11 protein-coding genes and 2 pseudogenes are annotated in these 15913 nt (G+C 72.2%); 3 read left to right on the plus strand and 10 right to left on the minus strand.

From position 1 onward, the window contains the following. The 3 genes and pseudogenes from AB0P07_RS26945 to AB0P07_RS26955 all read right to left on the minus strand — a co-directional run. A pseudogene (locus tag AB0P07_RS26945) lies at positions 1-186 on the minus strand (hydrolase); the annotation flags it as partial. Continuing rightward, positions 183-2432 (minus strand): alpha-N-acetylglucosaminidase, encoded by a 2250-nt coding sequence (locus tag AB0P07_RS26950; protein WP_365555071.1) that lies wholly within the window; start codon positions 2430-2432, stop codon positions 183-185. The gene AB0P07_RS26950 and the pseudogene AB0P07_RS26945, both read right to left, overlap by 4 nt. Before the next feature lie 107 nt (positions 2433-2539). Next, the gene (locus AB0P07_RS26955) at positions 2540-2884 is read right to left on the minus strand and encodes an STAS domain-containing protein (protein ID WP_365555073.1); all 345 of its coding nucleotides are present in this window, start codon (positions 2882-2884) and stop codon (positions 2540-2542) included. Positions 2885-3124: 240 nt separating this feature from the next. Between AB0P07_RS26955 and AB0P07_RS26960 the strand changes: the two genes are divergently transcribed. After that, the gene (locus AB0P07_RS26960) at positions 3125-3271 is read left to right on the plus strand and encodes a hypothetical protein (protein ID WP_365555075.1); all 147 of its coding nucleotides are present in this window, start codon (positions 3125-3127) and stop codon (positions 3269-3271) included. Positions 3272-3358: 87 nt separating this feature from the next. On the opposite strand, the pseudogene AB0P07_RS26965 reads toward AB0P07_RS26960, so the two are convergent. From AB0P07_RS26965 to AB0P07_RS26980, 4 genes and pseudogenes are all read right to left on the minus strand, one after another. Continuing rightward, positions 3359-4210 (minus strand): annotated as a pseudogene (locus AB0P07_RS26965) (glycoside hydrolase family 16 protein); the annotation flags it as partial. Positions 4211-4305: 95 nt separating this feature from the next. Continuing rightward, on the minus strand, positions 4306-5499 hold the full coding sequence (locus AB0P07_RS26970; protein WP_365555077.1) for a glycoside hydrolase family 64 protein: 1194 nt from the start codon (positions 5497-5499) through the stop codon (positions 4306-4308). 487 nt (positions 5500-5986) lie between these two features. Next, complete coding sequence (locus tag AB0P07_RS26975; RefSeq protein WP_365555344.1) at positions 5987-7630, minus strand: VWA domain-containing protein; 1644 nt, start codon at positions 7628-7630, stop codon at positions 5987-5989. A 19-nt stretch (positions 7631-7649) separates the two neighbouring features. Continuing rightward, entirely contained in the window at positions 7650-8867 is a 1218-nt protein-coding gene (locus AB0P07_RS26980) for an AAA family ATPase (RefSeq protein WP_365555079.1), read from the minus strand. 140 nt (positions 8868-9007) lie between these two features. On the opposite strand from AB0P07_RS26980, the gene AB0P07_RS26985 reads away from it, so the two are divergent. Next, positions 9008-10915: a glycoside hydrolase family 9 protein gene (locus AB0P07_RS26985; protein ID WP_365555081.1), complete on the plus strand. Its 1908-nt coding sequence runs from the start codon at positions 9008-9010 to the stop codon at positions 10913-10915. A 45-nt stretch (positions 10916-10960) separates the two neighbouring features. On the opposite strand, the gene AB0P07_RS26990 is transcribed toward AB0P07_RS26985, so the two are convergent. Continuing rightward, a complete protein-coding gene (locus tag AB0P07_RS26990; RefSeq protein ID WP_102931085.1) occupies positions 10961-11533 on the minus strand; it encodes a TetR/AcrR family transcriptional regulator in 573 nt (190 codons plus the stop codon). Between the two features lie 229 nt (positions 11534-11762). On the opposite strand from AB0P07_RS26990, the gene AB0P07_RS26995 reads away from it, so the two are divergent. Then, entirely contained in the window at positions 11763-13052 is a 1290-nt protein-coding gene (locus tag AB0P07_RS26995) for a phosphatase PAP2 family protein (RefSeq protein WP_365555346.1), read from the plus strand. A 15-nt stretch (positions 13053-13067) separates the two neighbouring features. Here the strand turns inward: AB0P07_RS26995 and AB0P07_RS27000 are convergent, their stop codons facing one another. Next, positions 13068-13988 carry an SDR family oxidoreductase gene (locus AB0P07_RS27000; RefSeq protein WP_365555083.1) on the minus strand — a complete coding sequence of 307 codons (921 nt, stop codon included), beginning with the start codon at positions 13986-13988 and terminating at the stop codon, positions 13068-13070. 198 nt (positions 13989-14186) lie between these two features. Next, a complete protein-coding gene (locus AB0P07_RS27005; RefSeq protein ID WP_365555084.1) occupies positions 14187-15707 on the minus strand; it encodes a catalase in 1521 nt (506 codons plus the stop codon). Positions 15708-15913: the final 206 nt, after the last annotated feature.

The following is a 15913-nucleotide window of genomic DNA, read 5'->3' on the forward strand; positions in this document are numbered from 1 at the left end:
GCGTTGGCGGACGGCGAGGTCGATGGCGGCGGCGGTGTTCTCGGGTGCCATGCCGGAGGAGCCTCGGTGGGCGATGACTTGGGGGCCGTCGGTCGCGGCCTGCGCGGGCGTCGACGACAACGCCAGCACCACACCACTCAACACGGCCACGACCAGCCCGGTGGCTCTGTCGCTCACCCGCCTCACCGTGCTCCCCCGGATGCGACCGGCGCCGACGGCGCCGTTGCGGGCAGCGCGTCGAGCACCTCGGCGGACGTCGCCACCGGGTCGCCGGAGGCCTCGACGGGATAGCGGTCGTGCCGCTGGTTCCAGGCGTTCTCCAGCGCGAACCAGTCGACGGCGGCCGGCGGCCCTCCGGTGACCAGCGCGGTGTCGAGGGTGTCGAGGTACGTCGTCCAGCGCATCGCGTAGAAGTCGGAGACCAGCCCGGACCACTCCCGGTTGGCGTAGTCCCGCAGGCCGCCCGCGTCGCTGCCGGACCGGTCGCCCCAGGTGGTGAGGATGGAGCGGGCGTCGAACTCGGCGGCGTCCTTCTCCGCCGCGGTGCGTCCCCAGGACCTGGCGTCCTCCAGCCACGGGCCGAGGAGGAAGTGGGTGTCGGTGGCGAGCAGCCGGTCCAGCAGAGCCAGGTCGCTCTTCCACTCGGCGGCCCCGGCACGAAACCCGGGCAGATCCCCGGCGTCGTAAGCTGCCTTGATCTCCGGCAGCAGCGAGCGGCTGCGGTTGGCCAGCGCCTGGCGGGCGACGTCGACCAGGTCGAAGCGGTAGGCGTCGGTCGTCCGCAGCGCCGGTGCGACCTGGAGGAGTTCGGCCAGTGCCTCGCGCACCGTGGCCGGGTCGTAGCGCATCGCGCCGGGACTCCAGCTGGCCGCCGAGGTGGCCGTCAGCCGGGGGCGCGCGGTGAAGAGGCTGTCCTGCGCCTCGCTCCACTTGCCGGACGGCATGCTGTACGGGCCCGTGCGCAGCAACTCCCAGGCCCGGGCCGCGTGCGGGTCCGGCCGGCCGTACCGGCGCTCCGCGTACGCCGCGAACCAGGCCGCGTGGTCCACCGGGGCACTGCGCCAGGCCAGTTCGGTGAACAGCTCGTAGGCGACCGGATTGCCGCCCGTGCCCTCCGGAAGGTACGCGATGCCCGCGAGCGTGCTGCCGGGCCTGGTGCGCCACCGGTCGAAACGCTCGGCCCAGGCGGCGGTGTTGGCGCCCATGGTGGTGTGACCGCCGAAGTTGGGGATGGTGCCGAACGCGTAGGGCGCCCCGTGCCAGGTGGTCTCGCGGTCGAGACCGTCGTAGCGGTCGGACAGGCCGTCGACGATGAGGAGCCTGCTCCTGTCGACGGCGTCGATGATCTGTGTCGAGGGGTTGTTCTGCCAGCCGATCAGGGTCCACACGGCGCCGCGGTGTGCGGTCTGGAGCGCGTCCATCACGGCCCGGGCGGCGTCCCCGACGGGCACGTCCCCCGGCCGTCCGCCCTCGTGCAGCAGATCCATCTTGTACATCGCGGAGTCGCCGAACAGCTCACGCTGATGGCGGTAGAACGAGGCGGCGACCCTGGAGAACACTCCCGTGCGGGGATCCAGCCAGTCGGGCCGCTCGAAGCCGACCCACTGGCCCTGCGGTACCACCGTGCCGCCGGGGTTGCGTTCCGCGAAGCCCGGCGGCACGGTGCCGTAGTAGCCGGGCAGGACGGGTGTCATGCCGAGCTCGCGCAGCCGGTTCGCGATCCTGCGGCCGAGCGCCGCCCGGTCCTCGATCAGCCGCTCGGAGACCGGGCCGGCGAAGCCGGACATGTTCTGCATCAGCCACCACGGCTGGTGCGCCGGGCCGGGGATCCAGGCCCGGAGTTCCCTCTTCGAGTAGCCGAACTCCTGGAGCGTTACGTGATAGGCGGCGTCGGTGCCCATCTGGACGAAGACCTCGTTGACCCCGTGCAGCGCGAGGAGATCGATCTGCCTCTCGTAGGAGGCCCAGTCGCGGTAGGCGCCCGAGTAGCCGTCGTCGGTGTCGTTGAGCGCGAAGCGATGCGGCACCGAAGCCTGCCGGCGGACGGTGCCGGCCGGTGCGGGCAGAGTGCGCGGCAGTTTCGCCGTGCTGCGTCCGGGCCAGCCGAGGTCCACCTCGGCCGTGTACTTGAGGTACCAGTTGACCCCGCTGAGGAGCACGGCCGGGCTGGTCCCCGTGACCCGGACGTGGCCGGCGCGGCCGGAGACGTCGAACCAGTCGCCGGAGGCCCGGCGGCGCGCCGGGATCAGCGTGATCTGCGAGGCGTGCCGCGGCAGCAGGCGGGCGAGTGCCGCCCTGGCGGAGTGCGGCGAGAAGGCCGGACCGCCGGGCGGGGAGACCGCCGCGGGGGAGGAGGTGGGGGTGAGCGTGGTGGTGAGAAGGGCGAGGGCGACGGCTGCGCAGACGGCAGCCCAGGGTCTGAGGCTTCTCACGGTCACCTCTGGGGAGTTGTCGACGGAGTGTTGGTGAGAATGGGGGCGGGCGAGCAGCCAGTCAAGACGGCCTCGTCGTGCGCGGGTGGGTCTTCGGCCACCCCCGGCTACGACGTTCGTCGTGCCTGGTACACCGAGTCGTAGATCGGGAAGACGTGTCGCAGACCGGTCAGGGCGAAGAGCTGCTTGGTGTTGGCGTCGGTGATGACCAGTTTCAGCTCGCCGTGCACGGACTGGACCCGTTTGAGCGCGCCGACCAGTACACCCAGGCCCATGGAGTCGATGAACGCCACGCCGCGCAGGTCGACGACGAACCGGCGGAGACCGTCCGCCAGCCGCTCGATCACGAACTGCTTGATCGTCGGCACCGTGTACACGTCCACTTCTCCGCGGATCTCCACGATGGTCCAGTCTCCGACGGCGCTGTGGCTGATCTCGATGGGAGGTTCCATACGTACTCAACGGCATGCCCTGGGCAGAGGTAGTGCCGAGATGCTGCCGCACATTCGTTCTGCATATGCGTGAACGACTGGCCAAAGGATCACCACGGGTGCCGTCGGCGCCTCGATCAGGGCTCGGCCGTCGGTCCCTCCCCGCGGGCCCGGGACCCTCCCGCCGTGCGAGTTCCGCCATTCGGGTCCATCCTTGAAGCCGGGCCACGAAGCCCACAGACCGACCCGCCGGGAGGTCCTGTGATTCTGCTCGCGCTGCTCCTACCAGTCGTGATGATGGCCTTCCTCTTCGCCGCGGACGCGCTCGAAGACCTGATCTTTCCGCCTCCGGCGGCCCCGGACGAGGATGCTCCGGCCGCCGACATCGCTCGAACGACCTCTCTCTGAGACGGGGAGGGCACGCGTCGCCCGGTCACGAGACCTGTCCGGCCGCGGACCGGGCGGCGCGCGACGTGCCGACGGGGGCCGTCAGCCGTCGCTCGTGGTGACCTTCACCTCGTCGACCACCAGCTGCTGCGGGAACGTGGTCGAGCCGTCGGGGTCGCCGGGCCAGTAGCCGCCGACCGCGAGGTTCAGGATGAGGAAGAACGGCTTGTCGAAGACCCACTCGTCGCCGTTCAGGTCGGCCGGCGTACGAGTCTGGTACACGGTGCCGTCGACCGACCAGGTGATGCTGTCCGGCGCCCAGTCAACGGCGAAGGTGTGGAAGGCGTCGGCGAACGCCTCGCCGTTCGGCAGCGTGTAGGCCGCGCCGATGCCGCCCGAACCGGAATAGCCGGGGCCGTGGATGGTGCCGTGGACCGTCGACGGCTCGAAACCGACGTTCTCCATGACGTCGATCTCGCCCGAGGCGGGCCAGCCGACCTCGCCGATGTCCTGGCCCAGCATCCAGAACGCGGGCCAGATGCCCTGCCCGCGCGGGATCTTCATCCGGGCCTCGACGTGACCGTACGTCGCGGTGAACCTCCCGGAGGTGTTCAGACGGGCGGAGGTGTATGCGCACGTGCCGTACCAGCACTGGTAGTTGCCCGGATTCTCGCGCCGTGCCTCGATCACCAGGTGGCCCCGGCCGTCGAGCTCCGCGTTGTCGGTGCCGGGCGTGTAGTACTGCCGCTCGTGGTTGTCGACGTTGTCACCGGTTTCGAGCTGCCACTTGGCGGCGTCGACGCCTGATCCGGCGGGTCCGTCGAAGGTGTCGGAGAACGCCACCGCCGCGGCGGACTCCGGCCGGTGCTCCGCCTGGGCGGGGGTCACGGCGGCGGCCGCCACGAGGGTGGCGGACAGGGTGGCGAGAAGGCAACTGCGGAGCAGTCGTGGGGAGGCCATGTCTCTCCGTTTCGTGGGCCCGCTCCCACGAGGCGGGAGCGGGCACGGGGGTGGGGGAGGGGGCGCCGGTTCGGGCGCGGGTGGGGCCGGCCCGGTCAGCCGAAGGACTCCAGCGTGATCGCCGCGTCCTTGGGGTCGCCGTCGTGCACCAGCGACTCGTGGTTGCCGACGTCGTCGAAGGCGAAGGCGTACGCCCGGCCGTCCCGCATCTGCGCGTGGATGAGGCGGGCGTAGTGGTTGGTGACGTCGTCCTGGTAGAAGCCCGAGTCGTCGGCGTCGGGCTGCTCGGAGTTGGTGAGCAGCGTGGTCCGGTTGTACGCGGCGCACAGCGTCCGCGAAATGGGGCCGCGCACCTGGTCGTTGGGGGCATCGAGCTTGTTGTAGCAACCGAAGACCGAGTCGGAGTCCGGCTTCTCGAACGACGTCACCACGGCGCCGCCGCCGTCGGTGAAGTCCATCCGGTCGCCGTTCACCCTGCCGTAGAACTTCGTGTCCGGTTGGTCCTTGAACGGCGTCACCGTCAGCGTCTCGGAGGCGTACTTGCTCCACACGCGGTCGATGTAGTCGTCCATCACGCCGACGGGCAGAGCGCCGGAGCCGATGCCGTGCCCGGGTGCCAGGACGCGCAGCGGCGAGCCGTCGCTGCGGGTCTGGACCAGTCCCTGCCAGCCGTCGCCCTGCTGCGTGAGACCGTCGACGACCGCCTTGTAGCCACCCGGCTTCAGTGAACCCGTCTGCTTCGTGGAGCCGTCGCCCGCGGTCAGTCCGACGGAATAGGGCGCCGAGAACATGTCCACCTGGGTGGAGTTGATCCACAGCCCGGAGTCGTTGAGCGTGTACTCGGTCCAGTTGAACAGCGTGTCGTGGTTGGGGTCGTCGGCGTTCTGGACGGCGGGCTGCACGAGCCCGCCCTCGGCGAGCCGGAAGTCCAGCTTCTCGCCGTAGGAGAAGTAGACCCGACCCGAGAACTTCGGAAGCCGAACGGTCTTTGACCCGCCGTTTGCCGGGCCGGTGAACGAGGCGTCCGGGGCCGGGACCGGTGGGGCGCCGCCGGCCGGCCAGGCGTGGAAGGTGCCGCTCTCGTCGGCGTATCCCTGCCGTCCCGAGGCGAGTTCGGTGCCGATCACGTACACGTGGACCGGTTCGGCACTGCCCGAGTCGTTCTTCAGGATGAGCGGGATGGTGTCCGGTGCCGCCGAAGCCGGTTCGGCCGGCCCGACGAGGACGGCGACGGCACCGAACGACGCCGCGACGGCCAGGGACGCCGTCAGCTTGCGTGGAGAAAGCACACGGTCCTCCTTGGTGTGGGGGGAGTTGCAGCCTCGTAGCCGTTGCCCGAACATGTCAACTAGTTGAACGAGATCAATCGGAAGAAGACGCTCCAGGTTCGGAAGGTGAAGCGAGGGACCGGCGCGGTGGTACACCGGCGAGTCGGCAGACGGCGAAGTACATTGGGAATGGCGCCGTGTAGGGCGAGTCGCCGTCGGGGCCGTCGATCAGGCGCGGACCGGTCGGCCCGCCCACGGGTCGCGGCCGTGACCAGGACGGATCGCCGACGACGTAGTGGGTACCGAAGGGCCACGCGACCCCGATGTCGGAGCCGGACGGGACGATCCACCACCAGCGCTCCCCGTCGGCGAACACGCAGCCGGCGCGGGGCAGGCGGGCCAGGAGGCGTTTCGTGGGCGGCTGAGGTGCCCGCGGCGTCGTGCAGACCCCGCGATGTACGGGGCGGTCGCCCGCAAACCCTGACGGCCCCGCAGGCCGTGAGGGCGGTCAGATCACGCGGAACAGGTCGGCCGCGGCGTGGACGTCGGTGAAGTCCTCGACGGACCGGAGGTTGTCGCACAGGGCCTCGAGGACCGAACCGGCCGCGGCGACGCGCGGGGCGCCGATGCCCACGCCGAAGACCCGGAAGCCCAGCCGGCGCTTGGCCTCGTTCCAGCCGCGCATCCACTCCTCGGTGACGCCGCAGTCGTCGTCGGTGAGCATCACGATGTCCCCGCGCGTACGGGCGGCGGCGTTGAACTCCTCATCGAGCAGTTCCACCGCCGCCGTCAGCGGCCGCTGGTAACTGGTGCCGCCGCCCAGGAACGTCTCCGCGAAGTCGAGCGTCCGGCCGAGACCGGCGGGCCGGTCGGCCGGGAAGCGGAAGACCCGCAGCTTGTCGGCGGCGGAGAACACGATGCCGACGAAGTCGCGCCCCGCGTGGCGGGCCTGGTCCAGCAGCGCCAGCGCGCACGCCTTCGCCCACGCCTCCCGGGTGATGCCGCCGGGCCCCGCCTCGTACATGGAGTGCGAGGTGTCCACGCACGCGATGACGGCGCCGCGGCCGGTGGCCTGCTCGCCCTGGCTGTCGTAGAGCATCAGCTCCCCGGCGGCGTACCGCGCGGCGAACACCGCCCGCAGTTCCGGCAGTCCCAGATTGGCCAGCTCGGACGGCACGACCCGGGAGAGGTCGTCGCCGAGGGTGACCCCGATCAGCTCTCCGGTGGCGTTCTCCACCTTGCGGGCCCGCTCCCCGTCGGCCATCTGCCGGAAAGGGCCGATCAGTTCGGCCCACTCGGCGAGCCGGCCGGTGCGCAGCCGCTCGGCCAGCCGGGCGCGTTCGTCGAACGACATCCGTTCCAGCTCGCCGGACCCGACACCCCAGGCCCGCATCAGCGCGCCCTCCTCCCGTACGGCCGCCGCCGACCTCGCCACCGCCTGCCGCGCGGCGGCACGGACGCCGGGTGCCGCCGCGAGGGCCCGGCCGGACTCGTCGTCGGCCCGGCGCGCCGCGGCCTCCGCGGCCTCGACCGCCCGTCGTACGGTGTGGGCGGCCGGTCCCGGCACGGTGCCGTCCTCGTCGGCCTCGTCGGCGGCCTGCCGCAGTGTCTCGGCCACGGCGGTCGCCGCGTCCCCCGCTTCCCGCCGCGCCCGGCCCGCCCGCTCGACCCGGTCCCGGGCGGGCCGGGAGGCGTCCAGCATCCTGCGCAGCGCGGCGCCCTGCGCGAGCACGGCCAGGGCGGCGGCGTACGGGTCGCCGGCCGTCTCCCGGTGCAGCTCCGCGAAGCCCGGCGACTCCAGCAGGGCGGCGACCACGCGGTGGTTGACCAGCCGCGAGTGCTCCATCCCGGCGGGCTCGCGCAGACGCGGGGCGGCCTTGTACGCGGCCAGGAAGACGTCGGTGAGGAGGTCCGCGGTGTGCGCGTGCCGCTCGTCCAGCTCCCCGGCCAGCTCCCGCAGCGCGGCGGACTGCTCGTAGGTGTCGTGCCAGGCGATGCGGTCGAAACGGTCCGCGACCACGGCACCGGTGTGCTGTGCGGGAGCGGCGGCCGACAGGGCCAGCCACTTCCCGGCCCGGCGGGCCAGCTCGCCGAGCCGGCCCGCCGCCCCGTCCTCGGTCGCGTCCGGGCGCGTCCGCGCGTCGCCGTCCAGGGTGCCGTCCCTTCCGCGTTCAGAGCTGGGCCTGCACGGCGCTCGCGTCCACGCCGAGGGCCTCGGTGAGGACCCGGGCGCGGACGGCGCGCTGGCGGCCGGTGACCCGGTCGATGGCGGAGGTGGAACGGCCGGCGACCACCGCGTCCGCGCGCAGCCTCTCCAGCCGCTTGCCCGCCGTGGCCAGCTGGTGGTGGGCCTTCTTGATGACCCACTCGCTCAGCGCCTCGCGGGACTGCCCGGCCATCGCGTCCAGCTGGGTCTCCAGCTCGTCGATGGTGTCGGCGAGGTCGAGGGCCTCCTTGGCGTCCGGGTTGACCAGGTGCAGCACCTCGCGTTCGACCGTCGGGCGCTGGGCGGGGGAGTCCCACAGCACGTGGGCCAGCACCGACAGATCGCTCTCGGCGACCGCGGGCCGCCCGTCGAGGAACGCGGACGCCTGGAGCAGGCGCACCGCCTGCCGCCAGCGGCGGTCGGAGGCGATCAGTTCCTTGCGGCGCAGGGCGGCCCGCAGGGTGCACACCGCGTCCACGATGCCGTCCGGCAGCACCACGGCGGGGACGGCCTCGGCCACGGCGTGGAGCAGCGCGGTCAGTTCCACGGTGGTCCGCTTCGGCGGTGCCGGGCGGTCGACGGCCGAGCGGACCAGGGCCGCGAAGTTCGAGGGGTCCTCCAGGTACTTGACCTCGATCCGCACCAGCAGCCGGTCGTAGATGGCGGCCGAGTCCTCGCCGTCGGGCAGCTCGTTGCTCGCCGTGATGGCCCCGATCAGGGGGCAGCGGACGGGCTCGCCGCCGCTTTCGGGGTGGTAGATCCGCTCGTTGAGGTAGCCCAGGGTCTCGTTGAGCGCCGCCGTGGAACACTTGAAGATCTCGTCGATGAACGCGACGTGCGCGGTGGTGGCGCGTCCTTCGTAGACCTGGCGGTACTCCCCGCGTGCCAGCGCGGCGACGTCGACGGGGCCGAACATCCGCGTCGGCGCGGTGAACTTGGACAGCAGGATCTCCCAGTACGACGCTCCCACGATCCGGCCGGTGAGCTCCCGGGCCAGTTCGGACTTGGCCGTCCCCGGCGGGCCGAGCATCAGCGAGTGCTGGCCGGCCAGCAGCGTCACCAGCAACGTCCGTACGACGTCGGCCCGTTCGAGGAAGCGGTCCGACAACTCGGCGCCGATCGTCCGCAGCCGCACGGCCGTGTCCGGGGCGGCCGGTGCCTCCTGCGGGTCCTGTGGGCCCATGGCCGACTCCTCCTGTGACGGTCCGGGTGGGCTGGCAGGTCAGAGCCTAACCCGCCCCGAACGTCCGTTCTCATGGGCTCGTGGCCCCGGATCGTGCCTGGGTCCGCACCGGGGTGGTGCCGTCGACCAGACTGTCCGCCATGAACCCCTTCCTCTCGCCCTCGGCCCGCACCGTGCCGGCCGTGACCGCCGCCGTGCTGGCGGCCTGCTGCCTCACCGCGTGCTCCGGAGCCGGCGGCGACCACGCACCGGCGGCCGTCCGCGTGAATCAGGTCGGATACGTGAGTGGCGAGAAGAAGTTCGCCTATGCCATGGGCAACGGCCAGCAGCTGGCCGACGCGGAGTTCGAGGTCCTGGACGAGCGGGGGAACAGGGCCGGGCACGGCCGCCTCGGCCCCTCGCTCGGAGGCTGGAACAGCACGTACACCGCCGTGCGCGCCATCGACCTGTCGTCGGTCGACCGCACCGGCACCTACCGGCTGCGCCTGGTCGGCGCGGACGCCGGTGCGCAGACCCGCTTCCGGGTGGCGCCGGCCCGGCGGCTGCTGGACCCGCTGCGCGCGGACACCGTGCGCTTCTTCGGCACCCAGCGGGACGGCGAGGACGTCCTGGCCGACGCGACCGGGCGGGTGCCCTCGCACCTGACCGACGAGCGGGCCCGCGTCTACGAGCCGCCGCGTACCGGGTCGGAGGCCGACGGGACGACGGCCGGCCCCAAGCCGTCGGAGGCCGCGGGCCCCGTGGACGTGTCGGGCGGGTGGTTCGACGCCGGCGACTTCCTGAAGTTCACGCACACGACGTCCTACGTGGTCGCACAGATGCTGAGCGCCGTCCGCGACAGCCCCTCGGTGCCCGGGCTGCGGGAGGAGGCACGCCACGGCCTGCGGTGGCTGGACCGGATGTGGGACGGGGAGACGGGCACGCTCTACGCACAGGTCGGGCTCGGGTCCGGCGGCGAGGAGATCCACGGCGACCACGACGTGTGGCGGCTGCCCGAGGAGGACGACCGGCTCACCGTGGCGCCGGGGGACGCCGACTACCTGATCAAGTACCGGCCCGTCTTCCGGGCCAACGAACCGGGCAAGCCGATCAGCCCCAACCTCGCGGGCCGGGTGAGCGCCGCCTTCGCCCTCGCCGCGCAGACCGAGGCAGCCGAGCGGCCCGCCGAGGCCCGTGCGTGGCTCGACAAGGCGGCCGGCGTCTACGCACGGGCGGACACCCGGCCGGACCGCGGAGCCCTGGTCACCACCACGCCCGCGGACTACTACCAGGAGCGTTCCTGGCGCGACGACATGGAGTGGGCGGCCGTCGAACTCTCCCGCGGCGCCGAGGCGCTGGGTGACGCGCGCCGCTCGCGGTGGAGCGACGAAGCCGCGGCCTGGGCCCACGCGGCCCTGCGCGAGGAGCGGGGCGGCACCCTGGGCCCCGCCGACGTCAGCGCCCTCGCCCACGCCGACGTGCTCACCTCGGCGGAGCCCGACGCCGGCCTCGCGGCCGCGCTGAGGGCGGAGCTGCGGCGGCAGGTGGAGACGGGGAGGAAACGGGCAGCCTCGGACCCCTTCCGCTCGGGCGTCGTACCCGGCGACTTCGACGCGGTGCCGAACACCTTCGGTCTGCTCGCGACCGCCGAACTGTACGCCCGTGTCACCGGCGACCACCGGTACGACGACTTCGCCGCGCGGCAACTGGCGTGGGTCTTCGGGGCCAATGCCTGGGGCACCAGCTTCGTCGTGGGCGCCGGCGACCTCTACCCGCACTGCCTCCAGCACCAGGTGGCCAACCTGGCCATGAGCCGCACCGGCAGCGGCGACATCCTGCGGGGCGCCGTCGTCAACGGTCCCAACGACGCGGACCTGCTGAAGGAACAGGACACCTTCGACGGGGCCCGCCCCTGCTCCTTCGCCCCGGAGGGCAGGCCGTGGTCGCGGTTCGACGGCCGCGGCGCCGGTTACGTCGACGACGTGCGGGCCTGGCAGACGGTGGAACCGGCGGACGACTTCGCCTCGACGGCCCTGTACGCGCTCTCCCTCACCGCGGCGCGGGCCTGACACCCGGCACGGGCCCCCTCGGCACCCGGGACGGGGACTCGCGGGTCAGGAGCTGGTCGGCCAGGTCCGCAGCAGGGCGTCCAGCGCGTTGAGGATCTCCGTCCAGCTCTCCTGGGAGTCGGGGGCACTGTGGCTGAAGCCCCCGGCCGTCTCCAGACCGACGTACCCGCTGAAGACGCTGCCCAGCAGCCGTACGGCGTGCGTCTGGTGCGGTTCCGCCAGGTGGTATCCGCGCAGGATCGCACGCGACATCTGGGCGTGCCGCACACCCGCGCTGGACGCCGCCGCCTCCGCGTCGAGGGGGAACCGGGTAGCGGCGAAACGGCCGGGGTGTTCGAGGGCGTAGTCGCGGTAGACGTTCGCGAAGGCGATCAGCGCGTCCTTGCCCGCCCGGCCGGCCACCGCCTCAGAAGCCCGGTCGGCCAGCTCCTCCAGGGCGAACAGCGCGATCCCGGTCTTGAGGTCGTGGGCGTTCTTCACATGCGAGTACAGGCTGGCCGTCTTCACCCCGAACCGCCTGGCCAGCTCCGTCGGAGTGGTGCGCTCGAAGCCGATCTCGTCGGCCGTCTCGGCTCCGGCCCTGATCAGCCCCTCGGTCGTCAGCCCTACCCGCGCCACACCCGTCCTCCGTATCGATTTACGCCGCATCCGTGGAAGATTATGGGCTTTCCTAACATGATTAGGCAACCTGTGCCGTTAGCATGTTCGAGCTCGTGATGAGCCGTACGAGTGACCCATGTGTCCGACCCCTAGCAAACGGGCCAAACAAGTGAAGACCACACCCACACGAATATCCTCGCGCCGAGATCTCGGCCCCCTGTCCGCCGCCCGGCGCCGGCCGAGGGCCGTGCTGTGGACCGCGGCGGGTGTGGTGACCCTCGGGTTCCTCGTCGCGCTGGAGTTCGCCGCCCGCCACTACGGCGAGCGGGGCCCGATCACCGCGCAGGCGCGAGAAGTGGTCTTCGCGCCCGACTCGGGGCCGCTGCTGTACGCCGGGCTCGCCTTGACGATGGTGGTGCTGACCTGGCGCCAGCGGTTGGTCGCGGCGGGGGCGGCGATCGGCATCGACGTCGTCTTCTGGCTGGTGCGCTGGGCGGTCGGCGCCGACATGAACTTCGGCAACGGCGCGCTGTGGGCGGTCCTGGGCTGTGCGGTCGTCGCCGTGACCCGCCGCACGGGCGGCGAGCGGGCGCTGCTGCTGAAGGGCTCGGGGCTGGGCCTGCTGCTGGTGGCCGGGCACAAGACCGGCGACACCTGGCTGCTCATCACCTCGCAGACCCGCAAGGCCGTGCTCGACCCCTACGTGGCCACCGCCGACCAGGCACTGGGCAACCCCTCCTGGCTGGTGGGCCGGTTCGTCCAGGCCACCGAACCGGTCGGCGATCACCTGCTCCACCTCGTCTACGGTCAGCTGCCCCTGGCCGCGGCGCTCGTCGGGCTGTACCAGCTGCGTCACGTGGCGGCCGAGCGCCGCTTCCCGAGCCACCACCTCGTGCGGACCTTCCTCGTCATCGGTCTGCTCGGCCCCGCCGTCTACATGATCTTCCCGGTGGTCGGACCGGTCTTCGCCTACGGCGCCGACGGCGGCCAGTGGGCGGTGGCCGACCTGTGGCCGCACACGCCGCCGCCGGGTGGCGCCCCGCACGCGATCCCCTTCGACGACATCACCCCGCGCAACTGCATGCCCAGCCTGCACACGGCGTGGGCCACCACGCTCTTCATCCACTCCCGCAAGGGATCAGGGCCCATGCGGTTCGCGGGAGCCTTCTGGCTGGTCGCCACGCTCACCGCGACGCTCGGCTTCGGCTACCACTACGGTGCCGACCTCGTCGCCGGCGTGGTGTTCGCGCTCACCGTCGAGGCCGCGATGCGCTCGTTCGCCCGGGGCTGGGACCGCGCGGGCGTCGTGCTGGTCGCCCACGGCACCACGGTGTTCGCCGTACTGCTCCTGTCGTACCGCTACCTGCCGGAGCAGATGGCCGAGCACCCGTGGGTCGCCGGGCCGCTGCTCGTGCTCGCGATGGCCTCCGTGGTCCTCGGATACCTGCGGACCACCAGGCGGTGGGAGTCCGAGGCCGCGGCGGTGCGGCAGCCGGAGCCGCCGCGCCCCGCGGAACCGCAGCCCGAACTGGTCTGAGCCCCGGACCGGGCGCTACTTGAAGTAGTGCCCCTGCTCGAGATCCTCGACGAGGCCCGGCTGGAGCGGCCGCCAGCCCAGCAGCTCCCGGGTCAGGGCGCTGGACGCGGCGCGGTTGGCCGCGAACGGCCCCGCCAGCCACGTGAAGTGGGCACCCGCCTCGGCGGCCGGGACCGACACCACCGGCAGGCCCAGCCGCCGGCCGATCACCTCGGCGATGTCCCGGGCGGACACGCCCTCCTCCGCGACGGCGTGCAGCGTGGAGCCCGCGGGAGCCTTCTCCAGGGCCAGACGGAACAGGTGTGCCGAGTCGAGACGGTGCGCGGCCGACCAGCGGTTGGTGCCGTCCCCGATGTATCCGGAGACTCCCTTCTCGCGGGCGATCCCGATGAGGGCCGGGACGAACCCGTTGTCGCCCTCGCCGTGATTGGTCGGGGCCAGCCGCACCACCGAGGAGCGGACTCCGCGGGCCGCCAGGGACAGGGTCAGTTCGGCGGTGACGGCCCGGACGTGCTGGGCGTCGCCCCGGGCGGCCGCGGCGGGATCCGGGTCGTGGCCGTCGCGTTCGGTCGCCACCCGTCCGGGAATCGCGGGAGTTCCGGATGCGATCGTGAACGGCCGGTCGGAGCCCGCCAGCGCCTCCCCGATCACCTCGACGGCCCGTCGGTCCGCCTCGCCCGCACCCTTGAAGTCCCCGGAGAACGCGATGTCGTGCTTGAAGGCGAGGTGCACGACCCCGTCCGAGTCGGCGGCCGCGCTCCGCAGGACGTCGAGGTCGTCGAGGGTGCCGCGGACCACGTCGGCGCCGGCCGCGGTGAGCGCGTCGGCCGAGGCGTCCGAACGGGCGAGGCCCACGACCTGGTGACCCGCTCCGATGAGCTCGGGAACGACGGCTGAGCCGATCCAGCCGGAGGCACCGGTGACGAAAACGCGCATGAGAATCCTCCAGTCATGCCTGTGCAAGGGCGGCCGACGGTTGATGACAGCCGCTGTCATCGACCGTAGCACGCGATGTCAGTCACTGTCGTCGTGGCGGGCGAGGGACGCGTGACGTGGAGACGCGACGCGGGGCGTGCGCCGTGTGGCACACGCCCCGCGTCGACGGAGACCGGAGATCTCGCGGAGGGGTCTGGATCAGGCCTTGCCCTGCATGGACTGCCGGGCGGGATTGCGCTGCTCGGCGCCCTTGAAGTCCTTCTCGCCCGCCTTCGCCCGCACCCCCCGCTCGATGCGTTCACCGGTGGTCTTGTCGATGTTCGACCAGTACTCGAAGGCCCGCTCGAGCACGGGCTCGGTCACCTCGTTGAGGAGGTGGTCGACCACGTTCTCGACCAGCCGGTCACGGGCGGCGTCGTCCATGACGTCGCGCACCAGGGTGCCCGGCTGGGTCCAGTTGTCGTCCTCGGCGTGGTCGACGTAGGCGCTGCGGGTGATCGCCCCGTCCGTCTGCCAGCTGGGCGGGGTGCCGAACCGCTCGGTGTCGGCGGCGGGCCCGCCCTTGGAGTTCGGCGCGTAGACCGGGTCGCTCTTCTTCCGGTAGGCCATCTGGCCGTCCTTGGAGTAGCTGTGGACGTCGACGACCGGGGCGTTCACGGGGAGCTGCTGGTAGTTCGCGCCGATCCGGTACCGCTGGGCGTCCGGATACGAGAACAGCCGCGCCAGCAGCATGCGGTCCGGGCTCGGGCCGATGCCGGGGACCATGTTGGCGGGCGCGAAGGCCGCCTGCTCGATCTCGGCGTGGTTGTCCGTCGGGTTGCGGTCCAGGGTCATGCGGCCGACCGGGATGAGGGGGTAGTCGCCGTGCGGCCACACCTTCGTCAGGTCGAACGGGTTGAACCGGTAGCCCGCGGCGTCCTCGTACGGCATGACCTGCACGTGCAGCGTCCAGCTCGGGAAGTCGCCGTCACGGATGTGCTCGAAGAGGTCCCGGGTGTGGTAGTCGGTGTCGGCCGCCGCCATCTGGTCACCCTCGTGCTGTGTGAAGCACTCGATGCCCTGGTCGGTCTTGAAGTGGTACTTGACCCAGAACTGCTCGCCCGCGGCGTTGATCCACATGTAGGTGTGCGAGGTGTAGCCGTTCATGTGGCGCCAGCTCCGCGGGATGCCGCGGTCCCCCATCAGCCAGGTGACCTGGTGCGCCGACTCCGGCGAGAGGGTCCAGAAGTCCCACTGCATGTCGTGGTCGCGCAGGTTGCTGTCCGCCCGCCGCTTCTGCGACCGGATGAAGTGCTGGAACTTCATCGGGTCCTTCACGAAGAACACCGGCGTGTTGTTGCCGACCACGTCGTAGTTGCCCTGGGTGGTGTAGAACTTCACCGCGAAGCCGCGCGGGTCGCGCCAGGTGTCCGGGCTGCCGCGCTCACCCGCGACGGTGGAGAAGCGGGCGACCAGCTCGGTGCGTGTGCCCGGCTGGAAGACGGCCGCCTTGGTGTAGGCGCTCACGTCGTGCGTGACCTCGAAGTGGCCGAAGGCGCCGCTGCCCTTCGCGTGCGGCTGCCGCTCGGGGACGCGTTCCCGGTTGAACTGCGCCATCTGCTCGATGAGGTAGGCGTCCTGGAGGAGGATCGGGCCCGCCGGGCCCGCGGTGAGCGAGTGTTCGTCGCTCTCCACCGGCGCGCCGGCGTCCGTGGTGGTGGCGGGCGGGGTGTCCGTCATGAGGCTGCCTTTCGTGGGGGAGTGGCTGACGCCCGGGGGCCGCGCGACTCGCACCCGGGGCACGGAGCGGCCCTCACCGCCCGGCCCGGCGGAGGGGCCGCGCCGACGCCCGCGCCGTGCCCGGGGCCGCGGATCACGCGAACTCCGCAGGACGCGTGCTACGCGGCGGCCACGCCGATCCGGCCGGGATGCGGCCACCCGCCGGG

The sequence above is a fragment of the Streptomyces sp. NPDC085944 genome, from assembly GCF_040686295.1.
In the GTDB taxonomy this organism is placed as follows: Bacteria; Actinomycetota; Actinomycetes; order Streptomycetales; family Streptomycetaceae; genus Streptomyces; species Streptomyces salinarius.

Excerpts from the sequence above, each read along its gene's own strand:
- AB0P07_RS27005 (WP_365555084.1), bottom strand. The coding sequence starts at position 15,707 with ATGACGGACACCCCGCCCGCCACCACCACGGACGCCGGCGCGCCGGTG.
- AB0P07_RS26955 (WP_365555073.1), bottom strand. The coding sequence starts at position 2,884 with ATGGAACCTCCCATCGAGATCAGCCACAGCGCCGTCGGAGACTGGACC.
- AB0P07_RS26985 (WP_365555081.1), top strand. The coding sequence starts at position 9,008 with ATGAACCCCTTCCTCTCGCCCTCGGCCCGCACCGTGCCGGCCGTGACC.
- AB0P07_RS26980 (WP_365555079.1), bottom strand. The coding sequence starts at position 8,867 with ATGGGCCCACAGGACCCGCAGGAGGCACCGGCCGCCCCGGACACGGCC.
- AB0P07_RS27000 (WP_365555083.1), bottom strand. The coding sequence starts at position 13,988 with ATGCGCGTTTTCGTCACCGGTGCCTCCGGCTGGATCGGCTCAGCCGTC.